The 18264-nt window shown below is 39.4% G+C and carries 19 protein-coding genes and 1 tRNA gene; 11 read left to right on the plus strand and 9 right to left on the minus strand.

What is annotated here, in order from left to right:
* Positions 1 to 3: 3 nt before the first annotated feature.
* Positions 4 to 993, plus strand: coding sequence for an ABC transporter permease (locus ACMFNG_RS09120; RefSeq protein WP_011012396.1), 990 nt, complete (start codon positions 4 to 6; stop codon positions 991 to 993).
* Here the strand turns inward: ACMFNG_RS09120 and ACMFNG_RS09125 are convergent.
* A complete protein-coding gene (locus tag ACMFNG_RS09125; protein ID WP_430515173.1) occupies positions 986 to 2155 on the minus strand; it encodes a pyridoxal phosphate-dependent aminotransferase in 1170 nt (389 codons plus the stop codon). The genes ACMFNG_RS09120 and ACMFNG_RS09125 overlap by 8 nt on opposite strands.
* Before the next feature lie 167 nt (positions 2156 to 2322).
* Between ACMFNG_RS09125 and ACMFNG_RS09130 the strand changes: the two genes are divergently transcribed.
* Together ACMFNG_RS09130 and ACMFNG_RS09135 are read left to right on the plus strand one after the other, a co-directional pair.
* The gene (locus ACMFNG_RS09130) at positions 2323 to 3885 is read left to right on the plus strand and encodes a sodium-dependent transporter (protein ID WP_048059058.1); all 1563 of its coding nucleotides are present in this window, start codon (positions 2323 to 2325) and stop codon (positions 3883 to 3885) included.
* A 156-nt stretch (positions 3886 to 4041) separates the two neighbouring features.
* On the plus strand, positions 4042 to 4776 hold the full coding sequence (locus tag ACMFNG_RS09135) for a hypothetical protein (protein ID WP_011012400.1): 735 nt from the start codon (positions 4042 to 4044) through the stop codon (positions 4774 to 4776).
* Here ACMFNG_RS09135 and ACMFNG_RS09140 read toward each other — a convergent pair.
* The 5 genes from ACMFNG_RS09140 to ACMFNG_RS09160 are packed head-to-tail and all read right to left on the minus strand — an operon-like array spanning position 4773 to position 8262.
* Positions 4773 to 5705, minus strand: coding sequence for an RsmB/NOP family class I SAM-dependent RNA methyltransferase (locus tag ACMFNG_RS09140; RefSeq protein ID WP_011012401.1), 933 nt, complete (start codon positions 5703 to 5705; stop codon positions 4773 to 4775). The two genes, ACMFNG_RS09135 and ACMFNG_RS09140, sit on opposite strands and share 4 nt — an antisense overlap.
* Position 5706: 1 nt before the next feature.
* Complete coding sequence (gene rpiA, locus ACMFNG_RS09145; protein WP_014835367.1) at positions 5707 to 6396, minus strand: ribose-5-phosphate isomerase RpiA; 690 nt, start codon at positions 6394 to 6396, stop codon at positions 5707 to 5709.
* A gap of 3 nt (positions 6397 to 6399) precedes the next feature.
* The gene (locus ACMFNG_RS09150; RefSeq protein ID WP_014835368.1) at positions 6400 to 6723 is read right to left on the minus strand and encodes a hypothetical protein; all 324 of its coding nucleotides are present in this window, start codon (positions 6721 to 6723) and stop codon (positions 6400 to 6402) included.
* Between the two features lie 50 nt (positions 6724 to 6773).
* Entirely contained in the window at positions 6774 to 7688 is a 915-nt protein-coding gene (locus tag ACMFNG_RS09155; RefSeq protein ID WP_011012404.1) for a hypothetical protein, read from the minus strand.
* A gap of 1 nt (position 7689) precedes the next feature.
* A complete protein-coding gene (locus ACMFNG_RS09160) occupies positions 7690 to 8262 on the minus strand; it encodes a metallophosphoesterase (RefSeq protein ID WP_011012405.1) in 573 nt (190 codons plus the stop codon).
* A 46-nt stretch (positions 8263 to 8308) separates the two neighbouring features.
* Between ACMFNG_RS09160 and ACMFNG_RS09165 the strand changes: the two genes are divergently transcribed.
* The 3 genes from ACMFNG_RS09165 (at position 8309) to ACMFNG_RS09175 (ending at position 10893) form a co-directional block, all read left to right on the plus strand.
* The gene (locus ACMFNG_RS09165; RefSeq protein ID WP_014835371.1) at positions 8309 to 8980 is read left to right on the plus strand and encodes a 16S rRNA methyltransferase; all 672 of its coding nucleotides are present in this window, start codon (positions 8309 to 8311) and stop codon (positions 8978 to 8980) included.
* 61 nt (positions 8981 to 9041) lie between these two features.
* Complete coding sequence (locus tag ACMFNG_RS09170; protein WP_011012407.1) at positions 9042 to 10415, plus strand: sodium-dependent transporter; 1374 nt, start codon at positions 9042 to 9044, stop codon at positions 10413 to 10415.
* A gap of 61 nt (positions 10416 to 10476) precedes the next feature.
* Positions 10477 to 10893 carry a translation initiation factor IF-5A gene (locus ACMFNG_RS09175; protein ID WP_011012408.1) on the plus strand — a complete coding sequence of 139 codons (417 nt, stop codon included), beginning with the start codon at positions 10477 to 10479 and terminating at the stop codon, positions 10891 to 10893.
* A 20-nt stretch (positions 10894 to 10913) separates the two neighbouring features.
* On the opposite strand, the gene ACMFNG_RS09180 is transcribed toward ACMFNG_RS09175, so the two are convergent.
* Positions 10914 to 12266 (minus strand): RsmB/NOP family class I SAM-dependent RNA methyltransferase, encoded by a 1353-nt coding sequence (locus tag ACMFNG_RS09180; RefSeq protein WP_011012409.1) that lies wholly within the window; start codon positions 12264 to 12266, stop codon positions 10914 to 10916.
* 141 nt (positions 12267 to 12407) lie between these two features.
* On the opposite strand from ACMFNG_RS09180, the gene ACMFNG_RS09185 reads away from it, so the two are divergent.
* From ACMFNG_RS09185 to ACMFNG_RS09200, 4 genes are read left to right on the plus strand one after another with little or no spacing between them, the layout of a single operon-like run.
* A complete protein-coding gene (locus ACMFNG_RS09185; RefSeq protein ID WP_011012410.1) occupies positions 12408 to 13508 on the plus strand; it encodes a cystathionine gamma-synthase family protein in 1101 nt (366 codons plus the stop codon).
* 2 nt (positions 13509 to 13510) lie between these two features.
* The gene (locus ACMFNG_RS09190) at positions 13511 to 14533 is read left to right on the plus strand and encodes a methylenetetrahydrofolate reductase C-terminal domain-containing protein (protein WP_014835373.1); all 1023 of its coding nucleotides are present in this window, start codon (positions 13511 to 13513) and stop codon (positions 14531 to 14533) included.
* 12 nt (positions 14534 to 14545) lie between these two features.
* Positions 14546 to 15475: a 5-methyltetrahydropteroyltriglutamate--homocysteine methyltransferase gene (locus ACMFNG_RS09195; protein WP_011012412.1), complete on the plus strand. Its 930-nt coding sequence runs from the start codon at positions 14546 to 14548 to the stop codon at positions 15473 to 15475.
* Position 15476: 1 nt separating this feature from the next.
* Positions 15477 to 16493, plus strand: coding sequence for a methionine synthase (locus ACMFNG_RS09200; protein ID WP_011012413.1), 1017 nt, complete (start codon positions 15477 to 15479; stop codon positions 16491 to 16493).
* Here the strand turns inward: ACMFNG_RS09200 and ACMFNG_RS09205 are convergent.
* A complete protein-coding gene (locus tag ACMFNG_RS09205) occupies positions 16490 to 17389 on the minus strand; it encodes a hypothetical protein (RefSeq protein WP_011012414.1) in 900 nt (299 codons plus the stop codon). The genes ACMFNG_RS09200 and ACMFNG_RS09205 overlap by 4 nt on opposite strands.
* Before the next feature lie 58 nt (positions 17390 to 17447).
* On the opposite strand from ACMFNG_RS09205, the gene ACMFNG_RS09210 reads away from it, so the two are divergent.
* A tRNA-Leu gene (locus ACMFNG_RS09210) sits at positions 17448 to 17535 on the plus strand.
* An 88-nt stretch (positions 17536 to 17623) separates the two neighbouring features.
* On the opposite strand, the gene ACMFNG_RS09215 is transcribed toward ACMFNG_RS09210, so the two are convergent.
* The gene (locus tag ACMFNG_RS09215; RefSeq protein WP_011012415.1) at positions 17624 to 17935 is read right to left on the minus strand and encodes a hypothetical protein; all 312 of its coding nucleotides are present in this window, start codon (positions 17933 to 17935) and stop codon (positions 17624 to 17626) included.
* Positions 17936 to 18264 lie beyond the last annotated feature (329 nt).

Here is an 18264-nt window from a genome sequence, read left to right on the forward strand (position 1 = left end):
TCTATGGAGGCTGAACTTAACATAGCATTAAAGGAACTTTATACAGCAGTTAAAACGAAGAGATTCATAATCTTGCTCTCCGTTTATTTAATTTTTCTTGGCCTTGCAATTTATTTTTCAAAAGAATGGGTTGGGGAAGAGGTTGGTGTAGTTCATCAGAGCATTATGGGGGCTAGCGGATGGGTCTACATGACACCAATTTCCCAAATATTTATGACAAACTCCAATCTTTGGGTATTTTTTGGTGGCCTCCTGGGAATACTCTTGGGTGCAGATTCAATAAACAGAGAGATTAAGGAGGGAACAATTAAGGTTCTCCTTGGTCATCCAGTTTATAGGGATCAGGTAATAAATGGCAAGTTTTTGGGAAACGCCATAGCTCTCCTGATTGTAATATTTGTCGGGTTTATATTTACCCTAGCACTATCTCTAATCTTTGGAATTCCCGTAGAAGGATTTTCAGTTGCAAGGCTTTTCGTGCTTTCGGTGTTTATACTAACTTATACACTTGTCTTTTTGAGCTTTGGAATTATGATCTCAACACTAATAAAGAGTCCAGAGACTGCCCTTCTGATTTCAGTTGGTCTCGTGATATTCTTTGTTATAATATATCCAATAGTAGCAGGTAATATCGCAGAGTCCATAGTGGGAGATCCTCCCGAGTGTCATCCTATAATGGTAACGAGGACTGTGGAAATTAATGGGCAACAAGTTGTAACAACAGAAACAACAACTGAGCACTGCTATGATTTGTATAGGGAGTGGCAAGAAAAAAAGGATGCATGGGAAAGGAGAATTAGCTATCTGAATCCCGTGATGCATTTTGCTCAGCTAATGTTGTATACATTTGCTGGTGAGGAGGGCTACTATGAGTACCTTCCTTTGGTCGACAGCCTTAGCTATGGGATAAACAACTTGGCAATACTAATAATTGAACTTCTGTTTCCTTTTTCGATAGCGTACGTTAGATTTCTTACTCGGGATCTCAGATGAGCTTTTTCTCCTTTAGAACTTTTTCCATTCTATTCATTGCTTCTTCTAACTTTTCATATGCCGTTGCATAGCTTATTCTTATGTATCCTTCCCCAGCTCTTCCAAAGGCGCTTCCTGGGACAACAGCCACCTTTGCCTCCATCAGCATTAGTTCGCTGAACTCCTTGCTACTCAATCCAGTGTCCTTGATTCTTGGAAAGATGTAAAATGCTCCTTTAGGTTTAACTGTGGGCAGTCCCATTTCATTAAGTCTTTTCCACACTAGATTCCTTCTCCTCTCATATTCCTTTCTCATTTCCTCAACTGCCTTCCAGCTTCTCTCGTCTCTTAGTGCTTTGGCTGCTGCGTATTGTATAAAGGTTACTGGACACGTTGCGTTGTACATTTGGAACTTTACCATCTTTTCAATTACCCAGGAAGGCGCTACTACAAAGCCAAGTCTCCATCCGGTCATTGCAAACGTTTTTGAGAAGCCATTAACTGTTATTGTTCTCCCAAACATTCCATCCAAGGCTGCTATACTGTAATGCTTAGCTCCGTCATATATGAAGTGTTCATAAACTTCATCGCTTATTATCATTAGATCATGCTCATTTGCAAAGTCAGCTATTTCTTCGAGGTCTTTTTTAGTTAGCACTGCTCCAGTGGGATTATTTGGTGAGTTTATTATTAACGCTCTTGTCTTTTCGCTAACGTGTTTTTTCAGATCATCGACGTTTATTCTAAACTCGTTATCCTCATATGTGGGAACTTCCACTGGCTTTCCACCTGCTAAAATTACCGCGGGAGCATAACTCACGAACATTGGACTTGGGATCAATACCTCCTCCCCATCCTTTAGAAAGGTTGCTAGGCTCATTAGAAAGGCTTGATTCGCCCCAACTAAAACCATTATCTCACTGTTTGGATCTGCCTCAATTCCATTCTGTTTCTTTAACTTCTCTGCTATGGCTTCCCTAAGTTCAGGTAATCCAACGTTAGGACCATAATGGGTCAAGCCTTTGTCAAGGCCTTCCTTTGCATATTCCTTTATATGAGCTGGAGTGTCAAAGTCGGGCTCTCCAATTCCCAATGAAATTACATCCTTCATGCCAGCGGCCAAATCGAAGAGCTTCCTAATCTCAGAGGGATTAACTAAATCAAGCTTGTCGCTAAGTGCCATGGCATTTCACCCAGATAAAATATAATCCTGGGAGTTATAAACCTATATTTTATGATTTACAAAGTTGTAAAACCAAATTTTTGTCATTTTTCGGCAATTGTCCTGGAGAAAGTTTATATATCGGTGAAAATATGGAGATATTTGTAAAATTCTGGAGGTGGTCACGAATGGAGCAGAGAGATAGGTGGGCAACAAAAATTGGACTTATTTTAGCGATGGCAGGAAATGCCATTGGTCTAGGAAACTTCGTCAGGTTCCCAACCCAGGTTGCTGGGAACGGTGGAGGAGCATTCATGGTTCCTTACTTCTTGGCACTGTTCTTCCTTGGAATTCCAGTGATGTGGGTAGAGTGGGTGCAGGGAAGATATGGAGGTAAATACGGTCACGGAACATTGGGCCCAACCTTTTATCTGATGGCAAGAGAAACCCTAAAGCCAAGGGGTGCACTATTCTTCGGTCTCATTGGTGGAGCTCTAGCATTTGCAACAACAACTCTACTTAACAGCTATTACCTTCACCTAATTGGATGGTCGGCAGCTTACTCATGGTTTAGCATTAGTGGAGCTTATTTCAATGTGGAGAATACGGCAGAGTTCTTTGCTAGCTACCTCAGTAACCATGGACTGGTGTTCTTATTCTGGGGCATTACTGTGGTCTTACTAGCAATAGCAGTTGGCCAAGGTGTAAGCAAGGGAATTGAGAGATGGGTCAAGGTAATGATGCCACTATTGTACATATTCGCAATCATTTTAGTTATCTACGTCTTTGCATTGGGATCACCCCTCGGAGATCCCAACTGGTCCACAATTAAGGGATTCGAGTTCATCTGGTCACCAAACTGGGGCTATCTAAAGGATCACCTATGGGAAGTAATGCTTGCGGCAAGTGGTCAGATATTCTTTACACTCTCTCTCGGAATGGGTATTATACAGAACTATGCTTCGTATCTTGGACCAAAAGATGATGTTGCACTCTCAGGATTAGCTACAGTTTCACTGAACGAGTTTGCTGAAGTTGTTCTCGGTGGTTCAATTGCAGTTCCATTGGCTGTAGCATACGCTCCAAAGATTGTGCCGGAAGATGTTCTTGCCCAGGGTAGCAATGCTGCATTAGCATGGATTTCAGAGAACTTTGGACTTGGATTCTCATACACAAGCCTTCCAAACATATTTGTTCAGATGGGAACTGCAGGTAGGTTCTTTGGAGCCTTATGGTTCCTCCTCCTCTGGTTTGCAGGATTTACTTCAGCAATAGCTATGTACAACTATCTAACGGCTTTACTGGAGGAAGATCTAGGAATATCAAGAAAGACTGGAACTTGGATTGTGTTCGTCATATACTTCCTCCTTGGAATCCCAGTAGTGTACATTAGCGGTTACCTTGATCAGGTAGATGCATGGATAAACTTCCAGTTAGCATTACTTGCACTGTTTGACATAATAGTTGGAGTATGGCTGTTCAAGCCTGACAACTTCTGGAGGGAACTACACGAGGGAGCATACATCAACGTTCCAACAATCTACAAGTGGATTACCGTAATAATTGCTCCAATTTTCATCGCTCTTCCACTGTTCGGAACATTCTCTGACCTAGTTTCCAAGACATTAGAAACACCAGCAAAGATCGCAATAGTGGCAATGCTCCTCCTTGGTGCAATCGAAACCTACTATGCAATTAAGAAGAAGTACGGAGAAGAGCTAGCGAAGAACGAAGTGATAATCAAAGTGTGAGGTGAAGAATATGTGGGCCGTGTACATGATAGTTGCGTGGCTGATAATATTCATCATGATGGGCTGGAGTATAAGTAAGCTCATGAAGGCCGAACAAGCAAAAGCCTAAAGGCTTTTTAGTTTTCTCTTTTCTTTTTTATTTGGGGGTGTGCTTTTGTGAAGAGCCCAGAGATTCTTAAAGAGGTTTCTGAGAACCTGATCAAGACAATTGAAAAACTTGAGAAGGTTAAAGTTTTTGAGGAGAAAAGAAAGAGAAAGCTAATCTCTCTGTTGGAAGAAGCCTCGGGGAACTTTCTTAAGTTAAGTGGAGAGGTGGAAAATGACAACGTTCAAATGGCGGAATTTTTGAGGAAGAGATCAGTGGAGATAAAGAACAACACCAACGATAAGGCAATAGAGAGAATGGGAGAAAAGGAATACATCAAAGCTGTGGAGAAAATGAACTTATACTCTAAAACTGCTTTCTACGACTTTAAACCAACGATGCTAAGAAAGCTTAAAAAGGCTTACAGGTCTTTTATATTCGGAATGGCGCTTTATTTTGTTCTAGCTGGACTATCTACAAGGCCCGAATTAGCAGTAACTGCATTAATTTTAGCAATTCCAGCGATTCTTTCAATGCTGAGCTTGCAGAGAAGAGGATATACAGGTTTAATGCTTGCTTATGCAGTCGCTCCAATACCCATGATTCAGAGTCCAATGTTAATTAGGATGTTCTATGGAGTTTTGAGAGATCCAGAGGCTATAAGAACAGCCGCTGAGTATCTGGGCAAAAGTGAGACATTTATAGTTGTTTATGCCTATGTTGTAATAATACTCTCTATAGTGGACTTTGCCTTGTTAGCTTATGGATTGTATGGACTTACAAAACATAGGCATGCATTTCTCTAGCCTTTCTTTCTAATTTTAGCTATGAAAAATCCACTTGTTTTGTGAGTGTCAGGATAAAATCTTCTTGCCTTTTTTATTTCTGGACTGAGCTCGATGCCAAAGGGATTAATCAAGGCAGGTTCTCCATACCTCAGGGGAAGGAGTTCAATATCAAAGTTATCTAGGGCCCATTGAATTACGAATTCATTCTCCTCTGGTTCTAACGAGCATGTTGAATAGACTAAAATTCCTCCGGGTTTCAGAACTTCAAGGGCTTTCTCTATCATCTTCATCTGAAGCCCTTGACAGAATTTTATATCATCTAACGTTCTATTGTGCTTTCTCTCAGGATTTTTGTGAATTGTTCCAGAACCGGTACATGGAGCATCGAGGAGGATTTTATCAAAGCTCATATTTAGCTCATCTATATACAAGGATGACTTGTGAATAAGAATTGTGTTTAAAACCCCTAACCTGGAGAGGTTAAGCCTCGTTTCCTTTAACCTTTCCTCATCTACATCAAAGGCAAAGATTAATCCTTTATTTTCCATTAACTGGGCCATATAACTGGTTTTTCCCCCAGGGGCCGCGGCCATGTCTGCAACTATCTCCCCTGGTTTTGGATCTAGGGCAACTGGGGGGTACATTGAGCTTGCCTCTTGAATATAGATGAGGCCTGTTAGATATTCAGGCGTGGATGTTATTGAAAATGGTTCACGAGTTAAGCAAAATCCTTCTCTTGCCCAGGGGACTCTGGTGAATTGGAACCCCTTCTTCATTAATCTCTTAGTTATCTCTGAGATAGTTCCTTTAAGCGTATTGACTCTAAAACACCTGGGCAAGGGTTTTTCCATGGCCTCAGCAATTCTTATAGCTCTTTCACCCCAAAGTTGATAGTATCTTTCTGCAAAAGTTTTAGAATAACCGAGGGAAAAAAGTTTCTCCAACATTTTACCTTTCTAATCTTTTTACTCCTTCTTTTGTCCCTACTAATACTATGTCCGCTATATCGGCAAAAATTCCATTTTCAACTACTCCTGGGATAGTGTTAAGTTCGATTTCCATGTCGAGGGGATCATCTATTCTTGGAAATTTTGCATCAATGATAAAGTTCCCATTTTCAGTAACAACTGGACCATCCTTTTTAACTCCCATCCTGAGCTCAGCCTTTGCATTGAATATGCTTAACTCTTCTAAAATCGCCTTCCATGCAGCTGGAATAACTTCAATTGGAACTGGCATTTTCTGGCAGAGATAATCGACAAGCTTTGACTCATCCACCAGCACGATGAATGTTCCAGCCCTATACTCGATTATTTTTTCCATTGTGAGGGCAGCACCCCTGCCTTTGATTAAGTTAAGATTTGGATCTACTTCATCAGCACCATCTACCGCTATGTCTATTGCATCTACTTGATCCAATGAAAGAACTGGCACCCCACTTTCCATAGCAAGAATTTTTGCTTGATAGGAGGTGGGTACTCCATAGATATCTTCTACTTTTCCTTTTTCTATCATCTCTCCTAAATATCTTATAAAGTATGCTGTGGTGGAGCCTGTTCCTAGTCCAACCACCATATCATCCTCTATAAACTCAAGTGCTGCCCTTGCCACGGCCTTTTTCATTTCTTCCACATTCATAGTTCATCCCTTCGTTATGTTGTAGTAAAGAGCTTTCTCATAATATGCTACTGGTTCATAGTTAGTTATAAGAGTGTATGTAAGTCCTGTAAAGTATAGCCAGAAGAAGAAAAAGCTCCAAAATGTTTTTCTGAGTATCACTCTTTCGTTCCTAAGTTCTTCGGGTAAGTCTGGAACTAGGTTAAGTAAAAGCTTTGGGGCGAGAATGTATATTATCCACCCAATTATCCATCCTAGGGGAGCGTAAGCTCCTAGAATTCCGCTAATTATCCCTGCAATTGCAAATATCCCATATGCCATTAACATCATCTTGTTTTCCGGATTCACTTTTCATCCCCCATTAGCGCTTTTTGTTGTGTTATTTCTCTTAAAAATTTTTAGCCTTTCGATAATAACTTCTCTTCTATACTCTTTATCTTTTCCAAAGCTTCCTCGCTTAAGCTTCTTTCCAACTCTTCTCTAGCCCTGCTTGCGAGATCAAACTTTGATCTAAATTTTCCTAGTTCTATCCATTCTATCTTTTTATTCTCCACTATTACGTCTATATCACACAGTCTTCTGTAACCCACGTATTCCAATCCCTTAAGGAGGAATTTTATCCTCCTCGGATCTTCCCAGGTGAATAATTTTAACTTGTATACGGGGACTTTAAGGAGAGGTCGTGGGTAATCCCAATCCCATCCTTCTCCTACTATAAATCCAAGGTCTAAGTCTTCAACTGCGATTATTAACCTCTCTATGTTTTCTCGGTATTTTCTTGCTGTGTCGTAAACCTTTATTATGATCTCCTTCCATTCTGTTAATGTCTCCATTAGAATTAATGGAATCTCAAGGATTATACTTCCGTAGACGCGGTGGAAGTTGTATGGAAGTAGTAGGGAAGCCTCCACATCTTCTATCCTTATTGGCCTTGTAATGGGCCTTCTCGTTAGCATTAATATAGTTTCGTTGTAGGAGGAATTTAATATTGCTTCGATCGGATCTAGGAGTTTTCCGTTAAGTCTCTCCTTAATAATCTCGCTGGTTTTAGAAGGATTAGGAGTTCTAATTAGGATGATTATTCCTTTACTCTCAGCATCCTCTACGTAGTGAATTATATTTTGAAGAGCAACCCAGGGATACATCTTAACTAATATTGCTTCTTGGGTGTTCAGAACAATAATAGTATCTAACTCATCACTTTTGGCAAGAGCCTCTGAAAGGGAGAGAGGAGTTGTCTTTGTTTTCTTCAGTATTTTGTTCTTATCCCCTTTTACACAAATAATTCCCGGACCAAATCGAAAACTTCTCATGTTATAGCCCCCTAAAAATTCTGTATCCTCTATCAAAATTTGTCCCAGGGGGATAGTTTATTTTAACGACTTTTTTCTCTGGAATTATTATAAAATTCACAGAATGAATACCATTTAACCCCTCGAAACATTTAGGGTCATGTCCATACAACTTAAAATCTGCCTGTATTTCCTTAATGTCTTCTGGCTTGTGCGAGAGCGCAAAGGTTAAGCCGTACAATTTTATTACTGACCCTGGTTTTACAAGAATAGAATTGAGAATAATTCTCTTTATTAATTCAACATCATCCTCGTTTCCTGGGACTATATACACCAAAGCTCCAGACTTCCCAAAGATAAAGGATAATTTTTTGAGACTTTCTGCATACTTCTCTTTAAGCCATGGTTTTCTTTCGAGCTTTAGGTTGTCGACTAAATCTCCAGTGTGAATTATCACGTCAGGCTGAGTTTCTGCTATTAGCTCTCCAAGAAACTTGTAGACACTTCTAGGGGTATCACTTATGTGCATTATTTTTCTTTTTCCTCTCTTTATTTCCTCAATTTTCCTATTTTTCTTCCTTAATATGGAGAGCATCAATAAATTTTTGTGTTCATGTTTTTATTTATTTAGGGGTGAAAACGTGAAGAAGAGACTTCATCTAATTATAGCAGACTCTGAACTTGAGCTAGTTCCTGAGAGTATAATTGATCATCCAGCCATTGTGAATTATGCCAAGAGAAGAAAAAAGAAGCCAGAAAAAATAATCCTTGATTCTACATATCATCATGCAGCACTGAGACAGTTAGAGGATGGAGAAAGGAGGGGAAGGCCCGATATTGTTCATATATGCCTATTAAATGCTTTGGATAGTATCCTTAATAAAGAGGATAGGCTTAGAGTTTACGTTCACACAAGGAATGATGAAGTGATTTACGTAGATCCTTCTACTAGACTTCCAAGAAATTATAACAGGTTTATTGGCCTTATGGAGAGTTTGTTTGAGAAGAAAGTAGTTCCGGAGGATTTACAGCTCTTAAGATTGGAAAAGAAAACCTTAGCTGAGTTAATAAATGAGATATCTCCAGATGCTGTATTTATAATGCACGAAAATGGAGAGTTTATGATACCGAAACACTTTGGAAAACTGTTGGCTAGCTTTAAAAAGCCTGTTGTTATAGTTGGGGGCTTTCCTCATGGAGACTTCAGAAGCAAAGTGGAGGGAGTGAAGATAAGCCTTTATAGAGAACCATTAATGGCCTGGACAATTGTAAATGAGGTCATAGTTTCTTATGAGTGGGAGGTTATAAAGTAAAAAAGATTTATAATATTTTGTATTGAGAAAGACAAATAAAGATGAACGGGGGGAAGGCTCGATGAATAGGAGCTTGTACTTGATTTTTATAATTGTAGGATATACTTTGGGAATATGGACATTTACAGTGATTCCAAAAATATACATGACCATTGGCTTAAAGGGATTAGTACTAATGCTAGTCTTTTCCGCAGTTGTAGTTGCTGGAGTACTTGGACAGATAAATTCAATTAAAGAAAAAACATACAGAATCCATGAATTTATGGTGAAGAGTGCTAGACTTCCAGCGGTTTCAGTAGTTTTAGTAAGTTTCCTGTTCTTTGTTTCTGCTGTAGTGGCTCATTATACAGGATTGGCGGTTGAAAAACTATTTGGCATTGGAGCCCCTGGATTTGGACTAATCATTGCTCTAGTTGCAATGATTATATTAATTGGAACCAGAGGGAGATCTCTTGATGCAATAGCCATCTTCTCTATACTGCTTATAATCCTGATTATAATTTCCGTATTCTTCTTACGCTCAAAGGTCAGCGAAGTTGTAGTAAAGGAGACTTCCAGGGAATTCGTAAGAACAACCTTAGAAACAGTATTTTCATTTAGCGGAGAACTTAACATGAGGACAGTCGTCCTAACATTCTTAACGACTCTCATGATGTTTGGTCTAGGTGTTGGATTCTACTATATTATTGGAATGACGATTTCTGGGTGGAAATTTGACATAAAAAAAGTGCTCGCAGTTGTAGTAATTCTGCAGGCACTGTTGTCTCTTTCCGCAGCATTGATACTTACGTACTCAATAGGAGCCGCTCATCAAGCTTATTGGTCGGCATTTGAGAAAGGAAAAGCCATGGAAGCTCTTGATGTATACGACAAATACTTCCTCCCCTTGTGGAGAGAATATACTTCTCCCGAAAGAATGAACTTTCTTAGACTTATAGACACTGTATATGGAATACCAGATATCCTAAGAAAGCTTGGAATGGAAGGGGGAACATATATAATTGCATTCTTAATGATCTCATTGTTCTTTGCTGGCTTCACAACTTTGCTAGTTTTAATAGAAACGGGAGGGCAAATAATTTCAGATATGTTCCAAGTGACAAGGAAAAATGCTATCCTAATAGTTTCTATCATTACAGGGATATTGAGCACTCTGCTATCTTTACCTGCTATAAAGGAAGTTCTAGTAGTTCTTGTAGCTCTAATGCTTCCACTGTTTGCATTAATTGAGTCACTACCTGCTCTGAAAGCCACTAAAGGCTCTGGAAAAGTTGCAGAAGCAATATTTGCAATATTGATAGCAATATTCTTTATCGTTGCTTTAGTTCCAGCTTTACAATCTGGTGGAGATGTAGCATTAATTGGAATAGTCCTAGGATTCCTCCTACTGTCTCCTTTAGTGTTTAACAATTTCCTATTAAAGTCCACTAGATGATCAAAAAACTAATAAATGACACTTTTTCATTTTTTTCTCGACAAAAGTAGAGGTGATGAAGATGGGAGATAAGACAAAAGTTCAAGTGAGTAAGCTCAAACCTGGAAGGTATATAATTATTGACGATGAGCCATGTAGAATAGTCAACATAACAGTGTCCTCTCCCGGAAAACACGGATCAGCAAAGGCAAGAATTGAAGCTGTTGGAATATTTGATGGAAAAGTTAGAAGCATTGTCAAGCCAACAAGTGCAGAAGTTGATGTTCCAATAATTGACAAGAGAACAGCCCAAGTTATCGCAGTTACTCCAGACACAGTACAAATTATGGACATGGAGACCTATGAAATGTTCGAAGTTCCGTTAGATACAGGAGTTGAAGAGGAGATAAAGGACAAAATAAAGGAAGGTATCAACGTCGAATACTGGGAAACTCTTGGCAGGATTAAGATCATGAGGATTAAAGGAGAAGAGGAGTGAATTTTTCTCCTTTCTCTTTTTCAAGGTTTTCTTAGCTTTGCTATGAAAAAGCTGTTGCAGTCATGTCTATGAGTCCAAGTTCTAAACGTTTTATCCCCGATTTCTAAAAATCCCTTATCTCCCCAGGAGAAGGGATAATCCACTATTTCAAAACCTCTTTCTAAGCCGAACATTACATTTTCCTCATTTTCGTCTATTCTCACCGAACATGTGGAATACGTCATTTCTCCACCTTCTTTGAGGTTTCTAAAAGCATTTATGAGCATGTTCCTTTGAACACTGATTATCCTTTTTATTTTTTCTTCATTAAACCTCCACTTTACTTCTGGAAACTGCCTGTAGGTGCCAGAAGAAGAACAGGGGGCATCGAGAATTATCTTATCAAACTTTTCTTTGTCAATATAACTTTGCCCATCTGCATAAACAAGCTTGACATTTTTAACTCCAAGCTTCTTCATTCTTTCCTTCATTCTAACTAGTCTTTCATAGGAATAGTCCACTGCCACAATCTCCCCCTTGTTCTCCATTAAAGCGGCAGCATGGAATGTTTTGCTTCCAGGAGCTGCTGCTAAGTCTAGCACTCTTTCTCCAGGTTCAGGACTCAAAACATGGGCTACATATGCAGATGCTAAGTCTTGAATGACGAAGTATCCTTTCTTGTACCCTTCTAACTTTGTTATGGGTTTTTCATATTCTAGAACCTTGAGAACATCATCTACAGGAGTATATGCTACTCTTACCCCGTTCTCTTCTAGGTATTTCTTTACTTTTTCAATATCAGCTTTTAGGGAATTTATCCTCACATAATACCTTTGAGGCTTTAAATTGCTTAGGAGGAGTCTAACTGCCTCATCATAGCCAAGTAGGTCTATTACATACTCTACATACCACCTGGGATGGGAGAACCTAACGGCTAACCATTCTATTCTGTCCTTCTCTTTTAGCCGCTTTAAGGCCTTCTCAACGTTGAACTTCTCAACTTCCCTGAGAATAGCGTTTGCAAATTTAGCCCGAGTTAAGTCAAACTTTTCCTTAACAACCCGAACTATGGAATCAGTCGCAATTGCTGGATTTATCTTTTTAAATTTCATTTCAAAAACTCCAATTCGAAGGAGATTTGCTAGATAAGGATCTAAATCTTCAACTTTTGATCCCCTAAGAACAGAGTTTATGATAAAATCTATTTTGGCTCTCCACTTTTCAATTTCGAAGACATAAGCATGAGCTATTCCTCTAGCCTTCTCCTTATCTTTGCCTTCAACTTTTTTGAAAATTTTTTCCAGAGCATGCTTAGATGAAAGTTCTTTCTCCTCTACCAACATTAGAGCATCAGCGACTATCTCATGTATTGTGACTCGATAAAATAACTCCATGTTCGCTACGTCTTAAGAGTTCTTTATAAACTCTTTCCCAGTTACTTTTGCAAGTTTAATTCTTTGTGGTTATATTTATGTGTCATTTTTATGTCGAAAAATATATAAAGTAAATTTAGAAGTCTTGGTAGAGGTGAGAGAATGGAGCCTCTTCATTATCCTATCTATTTGACTGCAGTATTCAAGCAGATAGGGGATGCCTATCTTACTGAAAGAGGTACAGAGCTAAAGTATTCAAGGGAAGAAAATCCAACAGTAAGAAATTTGGAAGATAAGCTTGCTAAGCTAGAGAATGCTGAGAATGCCCTGGCATTTAACAGTGGAATGGGGGCTATCTCGACTTTGTTCCTATCCTTGCTTAAAGCTGGAGACGAAATTGTTATGTCAATGGAGGGGTATGGAACCACAATTGAGGTACCAAAGCTTTTAGAAAAATTTGGAGTTAGAGTAAGGCTTGCCTATCCCTCAGCAGAAAAAATTTGTGAAACTATAACGTCCAATACAACTCTTGTTTTCATTGAAACAATGACTAACCCAACTTTAAAGGTAATCGACGTTAGGGAAGTTGCTAAAAAATGCAGAGAGGAAGAAATCACTTTAATAGTTGACAACACATTTGTTACCCCCATCCTCTACAGGCCCCTTGAAGATGGAGTTAATTTCGTCGTTCATAGCTTGACAAAGTACATTGCGGGACACAACGATGTTACTGGTGGTGTAATTCTTTGGAATGGAAAATTCTTAAATGATTTATGGGACTGGAGGAGAAGATTGGGAACGATAATCCAACCATTTGACGCCTGGATGGTTGAAAGAGGCATGAGAACCCTAAATGTTAGGTTTGAAAAGCAGAGTAAAAATGCCTTAGCAATAGCAGAATTCCTGCAGGATCATCCAAAGGTTAGGAAAGTACACTACCCAGGACTACCTAGTGATCCTTATCATGGCATAGCTAGGAGATTATTTAGGAAGGATCTTTATGGGGGAGTAGTTTCTTTTGACCTGGGAAGTGAAAAAAGCGCACTTGCATTCCTTAGAAGCCTAAAGAAAATATTTCCCTCTCCCTCTCTTGGAGGTGTGGAAAGTCTTGCAACTTATCCTGTAAAAAGCGCCGTAAAGAACATGGAAAAAGAAACTAGAGACCTTCTTGGAATAACGGATGGTCTAATTAGGCTTTCTGTGGGAATAGAAGAGGTTGATGAGCTAATAGAGGACTTAGATAGGGCCCTTAAGGGGTGTTAGGTGTGAGGGTGTTTGGTTGTCCAAAGGATCTTCTAAACGGTCCCTGTGGAGGAGCACTCGATGGAAAGTGTGAGGTAAATTCAAATCTCTGTCCATGGTACTCTCTAATGGAAAAATTTGAGCTTTTAGATGGAGCTCCTCTATTGGTAGAGCACCCTGTAGTCTTAGAGATGGAAAGGATTTTCGAAGGGGAAGAAGTTGAGATCAAGAGAAGCTCCTTTATAAAAAATCTAGGGCGGGGAAAGGCTATTTCAGTCGAATTTCCCATTAGGTTGTTCGAAAAAGGAGTAAGGGAATTTAGGAAAGTTGGCGATCTTTACACAATTCCAGACAATCCATTAGGTTACCCTCACATATCTCCTACAGCCCTGGGAACTTGGCTAAAATCGAAGGGACATTCTGTTATGCCCCACCTAACAGCTAAGGACAGAAATGTGATAGCAATATCTTCAGAATTCAGAACAGCTCTAGAGTTTGACTTTGAGGGTATATTAATAACAACTGGTGACTGGTCAGGATTTATACTCCAAGGAAAACCAGTATTTGACTTGGATTCGGCGAACATGATAAGGCTGGCAAAGTTGATGTTTTCTGGCGTTCTACCCACAGGCGAAAGAGTTGAGGTTAAAGAGCGTCCATTTATAGCAGGAACTGTAAATCCCAACTATCCGGCAAAATTAGAAGGAAAAAGATTGGCAAGAAAAATTATTGCGGGCGCTGATCTCGTTATAAGCCAAGTGGTTGCCAATAGAAAAGTTGTAAGAGAAATTCCAAAAATACTCCAGGAAGCACTTAAGTATTCTCCCCATGAAGTTCCAGTGGTTGTTTCAATTCTTTATCCATTAAAGAGGGAACTAGAGCCCATACTAAGAAAAATGGGGATAAAGACAGGTGATGATATTAGAGCAATAGTGGAGGAAATTTCTTCCCTTGAATTTGGGGGAATTAACGTCATTGTTTTTGAAGAGACTAGGTGGGAGGAAAAATTGAACGAGGTGTTAGATTTGCTGAAGGAATTGCTTTAGGGGGTGTAAGGAATGATTGTTCCAGCCCTTATAGGAAGTTTGCCGAGACCAATAGGATTAGCTAAAAAACTTGAGCAATACTACATAGGAAGATTAGATGAGAGGAAGTTAGAAGAAGCGTATAGAGAATATACAAGAAGAGCTTTTGAGAAGCTTAGGGATGCAAAAATCAAAGTCATAACAGATGGATTGTACAGGTGGGACGATATTTTCAACCCATTTATAAGGTTCATTGATGGTATAGAGGTGAATGGCCTCTTCAAATTCTATGAAAACAACTTCTTCTATAGATCTCCTGTAGTTAGGGGAGAGATAGCGTTGAAAGAAAACCCAATTCCTGAGTGGATTTCAATAGCCCAGGAGATAAAGGAAGATGTTTATCCAGAGGCTACATTGAAGGCTGTGTTACCTGGCCCCGTAACTCTTGCATACCACTCAATCAACGAGTACTATAAGACACTAACCGACCTTGCCGAAGCTTATGCCCAGGTGATAGGGGAGTTAATAAAAGAGTTAGATGTTAAAATCGTGGAACTTCAGGAACCATCTCTGGCGGCTGAGATAAGTGAAGCTACTAAGAATATCGAGGACAGAGTAGATAAAGAAGTTGCAAAGAACATAATTGAAGACCTTGGAAGGATAAAGAAGTTGTGGGTAGTAACGTACTTTGGAACTCCTCAAGTTTTACCTGAGGGAGTTATACTCAACGTTGATTTAATAGAAGGTTCAGTTCCAGAAGAATACAGTGGAGAGATAGGGCTTGGAATAGTGGACGCCAGAACAACAAAAATGGAGAGGGCAGATAGGCTTAGGGATAAGATTAGGAAGTACTTGGCAAAGTTTGAAACTATATACGTTACACCTAACACTCTTTTAGATTTCCTTCCTGAAAGTGTCGCTTGGAAAAAGCTGAGACTTTTAGGTAGGCTTGGAGGTGAGTAAAATGGAGCTTCCTATTCTTCCTACAAGTGTTATAGGAAGTTACCCAAAGCCTAGATGGTTGCTTAGAATGTACAAGCTAAGAGAACTAGGAAAAATTCCAGAAGAAGATTTTAAGGAAGCGGTTAGAGATGCAAGCATTTCGGTGTTGAGAGAGCATGAAAGAGCTGGCATTGACATTCCCTGGGATGGTGAGATGGGAAGAAGTGAGATGACCGAGTATTTTACTTCAAAAATTAAGGGATTTAAGTTTTATGGGCCAGTAAGAGTCTGGGGGAATGCCTATTTTAATAAGGCGGCTGCTGTAGATAAGTTGGAATACGAGGAGCCTCTAGTGCTTGATGAATTTCTTTGGGTAAAGGAAAACACTACTAGAGAGATTGTAAAAATTCCAATAACTGGACCGTATACAATTGCCGAGTGGAGCTTCAATGAGTATTATCCAGATAAAGAGAGTTTCGTCATGGATCTGGCTGAAATAATAAACAAAGAGCTTAAGGTACTTGAAAAGCACGGGGCAAAGTTTGTCCAACTGGATGAACCTGCAATGCTTAATCATCCCTCTGAAGTTCCATTAGCTGTAGATGCTATAAATAGGGCTGTAAAAGGCATAAAAATGAAAGTGGGACTGCATGTGTGTTATTCAAACTACAATCTTCTGGCCGATTACTTTGATGAAATTAAGGTTACTCAATTTGCGCTGGAATTTGCAAATAGAAACTTTAGAGACATGGACTTCCTTAAGAAGCTTTCAAATAAGGAGCTTGGCTTTGGAGTAGTTGATGTTCACAATCCCAGGGTGGAGAGTGTAGAGGAGATAAGGCAAGCAATAAAGAAGGTCTTCACTTACCTTGAACCAGAGTGGGTTTACATAAACCCTGACTGTGGTCTAAAGCTCCTGGATAGAAAGATTGCATACCAAAAGCTTGTTAACATGGTTCAAGCAGTCAGAGGTGTGAGAAAAGAACTAGAAAAAGAAGGAAAGACAACAATAGAATTCAGAACTTTGAAAGATATCTAAATAACAGTGGCTTTTTCAAAGAAGTCTTGGGTGGAGGGATAAAATTCAAGTCCAAGCCGTTGCCTGTACTCCAGTATTTTATCTCTAAGCTCAACTAATTCAAATCTTCCCTTCCCCACTATTTTTATCAGGTCATAAAATGCCCAAATGCCACTGAATACTTCGTCAAGCTTTTTGCTCAAGTCCCCTGAAAATACTCTTTCCTTAATTAGCCTTTTTATCTCATTCTTCGGATCTATTAATGGGGCTAAAGTAATAGCTTGAAGAAACATCCAGTTAATTATGGAAGCATCGAGAAATTGGGCTCCCGCTCTAATAACTTTCATTCTCACTTCATTGTATACTGCTTCCTGTTCATCATATCTGAGAACATCTATTGACGAAAAGAGGACATCTACACTCTCCAAATCCTCCTTTATTACAGATATCTTAGCTTCAAGGGTAGCTGCTATTGTTTTTATATCGTCAAGAGAGAGTAAAGTTGTTGTTGTGAGTAGAGAGGCTAAGATTGCTATGTCATTTCTGTTATTTAAGCTTCTTATTTCCTCAAAATTCTTATATAAGAGATATGAAACCTTTGAAACTAGCATTTCCCAGGCAAGCAACTTGAGTTTTTCAAGATCAGGATTATCCATGGCCTCTTCCAAATCTTGCTTGAGAAAGTATAGACTTCCATCATCTGTTAACTCACTGTAAGGGAGAACAATTATCCTGTCCCCTCTAACTTTTTCCCAGGTGTCAATGACTGTGATCTTGATTGGATAGTCGTTGATTTCCAAGATTTCTCTTAAGTCAATTGAAAACTCATTGAGTGTAGAAAGAACTAGCTCAGAGACTTCTTCTGGAGTATCTCCCATGATAAAGTCCCGCATAAATCTATGGAGATAGGGCTTCATAATATAAGATTGGAGATAAAAGCTTATAAACCTATGCTTATGTTATTACATTGGACTTGCGGGGGTTGCCGAGCCTGGTCAAAGGCGCGGGATTTAGGGTCCCGTCCCGTAGGGGTTCCGGGGTTCAAATCCCCGCCCCCGCACCATTCTACTTCTACATGATATTGAAAAATCCTTAAAAAAGAGCTCCTCTCCTCCCTAATTTTAAACTCTTGGGAGCATAACTAGTGGATTTTATCCTCCCTCCCGAAGTGCTAAATCTAAAACAAGCTCTATAATGAGACCTAAAAGTGTGAAGTATTCTTTTCTGATGTTCACAGTAAAAGATAGCCCTAGCCATAAGAGTGTGAAGGCTCCAATTGTTATTACCTCTTTTAAGGAGGCATATCCATCAAAGTACAATCCCAAAGCTATCATAAATACTATACCTCCCACTTGGATCCACATCCATTGCCGGGTCACTTCTCGAGGGAAATTAAAAACAAAAATCATTATGAAAAGGAAGAAAAAGTAGAGGGTAGGAAATATTAGTCCCCAGCGCTTCATAGTATCACCTCATGGGTTTGATAGTCCATAGTCATTTATAGAGGATACTTCTCTCGAAGCTTTCATAGAAAAGGCTGAAAAAGAGGACGTGGGATGGGAGGTGGAGGATGAGGTGTTCTCTAAATAATTTAAAAAAAGCGTAAAGCGTGCTATCTGTTGTGGTGTAGTGGTGATCTCGAGTATGTGGGGGTTTAAGCCCAAGCGAAGATTTGGAGAGTAACCGTTCCCCCAGAAAGCCAGCCAATGAAGATGGCAGCCGTTTTAATATTCACAAGCTTAACAAAAGTTTGGCTGATCAGAACGGATATTGAGTATTATCTCTTCTTTGT

Origin of the sequence: Pyrococcus woesei, from assembly GCF_050496105.1 — an archaeon.
GTDB lineage: Archaea > Methanobacteriota_B > Thermococci > Thermococcales > Thermococcaceae > Pyrococcus > Pyrococcus furiosus.

What these genes read in the sequence shown, in the direction of transcription:
- ACMFNG_RS09120 (WP_011012396.1), top strand. Translation starts at nt 4, where the DNA reads ATGGAGGCTGAACTTAACATAGCATTAAAGGAACTTTATACAGCAGTT.
- ACMFNG_RS09125 (WP_430515173.1), bottom strand. Translation starts at nt 2,155, where the DNA reads ATGGCACTTAGCGACAAGCTTGATTTAGTTAATCCCTCTGAGATTAGG.
- ACMFNG_RS09130 (WP_048059058.1), top strand. Translation starts at nt 2,323, where the DNA reads ATGGAGCAGAGAGATAGGTGGGCAACAAAAATTGGACTTATTTTAGCG.
- ACMFNG_RS09140 (WP_011012401.1), bottom strand. Translation starts at nt 5,705, where the DNA reads ATGTTGGAGAAACTTTTTTCCCTCGGTTATTCTAAAACTTTTGCAGAA.
- rpiA (WP_014835367.1), bottom strand. Translation starts at nt 6,396, where the DNA reads ATGAATGTGGAAGAAATGAAAAAGGCCGTGGCAAGGGCAGCACTTGAG.
- ACMFNG_RS09155 (WP_011012404.1), bottom strand. Translation starts at nt 7,688, where the DNA reads ATGAGAAGTTTTCGATTTGGTCCGGGAATTATTTGTGTAAAAGGGGAT.
- ACMFNG_RS09160 (WP_011012405.1), bottom strand. Translation starts at nt 8,262, where the DNA reads ATGCTCTCCATATTAAGGAAGAAAAATAGGAAAATTGAGGAAATAAAG.
- ACMFNG_RS09170 (WP_011012407.1), top strand. Translation starts at nt 9,042, where the DNA reads ATGAATAGGAGCTTGTACTTGATTTTTATAATTGTAGGATATACTTTG.
- ACMFNG_RS09175 (WP_011012408.1), top strand. Translation starts at nt 10,477, where the DNA reads ATGGGAGATAAGACAAAAGTTCAAGTGAGTAAGCTCAAACCTGGAAGG.
- ACMFNG_RS09180 (WP_011012409.1), bottom strand. Translation starts at nt 12,266, where the DNA reads ATGGAGTTATTTTATCGAGTCACAATACATGAGATAGTCGCTGATGCT.
- ACMFNG_RS09185 (WP_011012410.1), top strand. Translation starts at nt 12,408, where the DNA reads ATGGAGCCTCTTCATTATCCTATCTATTTGACTGCAGTATTCAAGCAG.
- ACMFNG_RS09195 (WP_011012412.1), top strand. Translation starts at nt 14,546, where the DNA reads ATGATTGTTCCAGCCCTTATAGGAAGTTTGCCGAGACCAATAGGATTA.
- ACMFNG_RS09200 (WP_011012413.1), top strand. Translation starts at nt 15,477, where the DNA reads ATGGAGCTTCCTATTCTTCCTACAAGTGTTATAGGAAGTTACCCAAAG.
- ACMFNG_RS09205 (WP_011012414.1), bottom strand. Translation starts at nt 17,389, where the DNA reads ATGAAGCCCTATCTCCATAGATTTATGCGGGACTTTATCATGGGAGAT.
- ACMFNG_RS09215 (WP_011012415.1), bottom strand. Translation starts at nt 17,935, where the DNA reads ATGAAGCGCTGGGGACTAATATTTCCTACCCTCTACTTTTTCTTCCTT.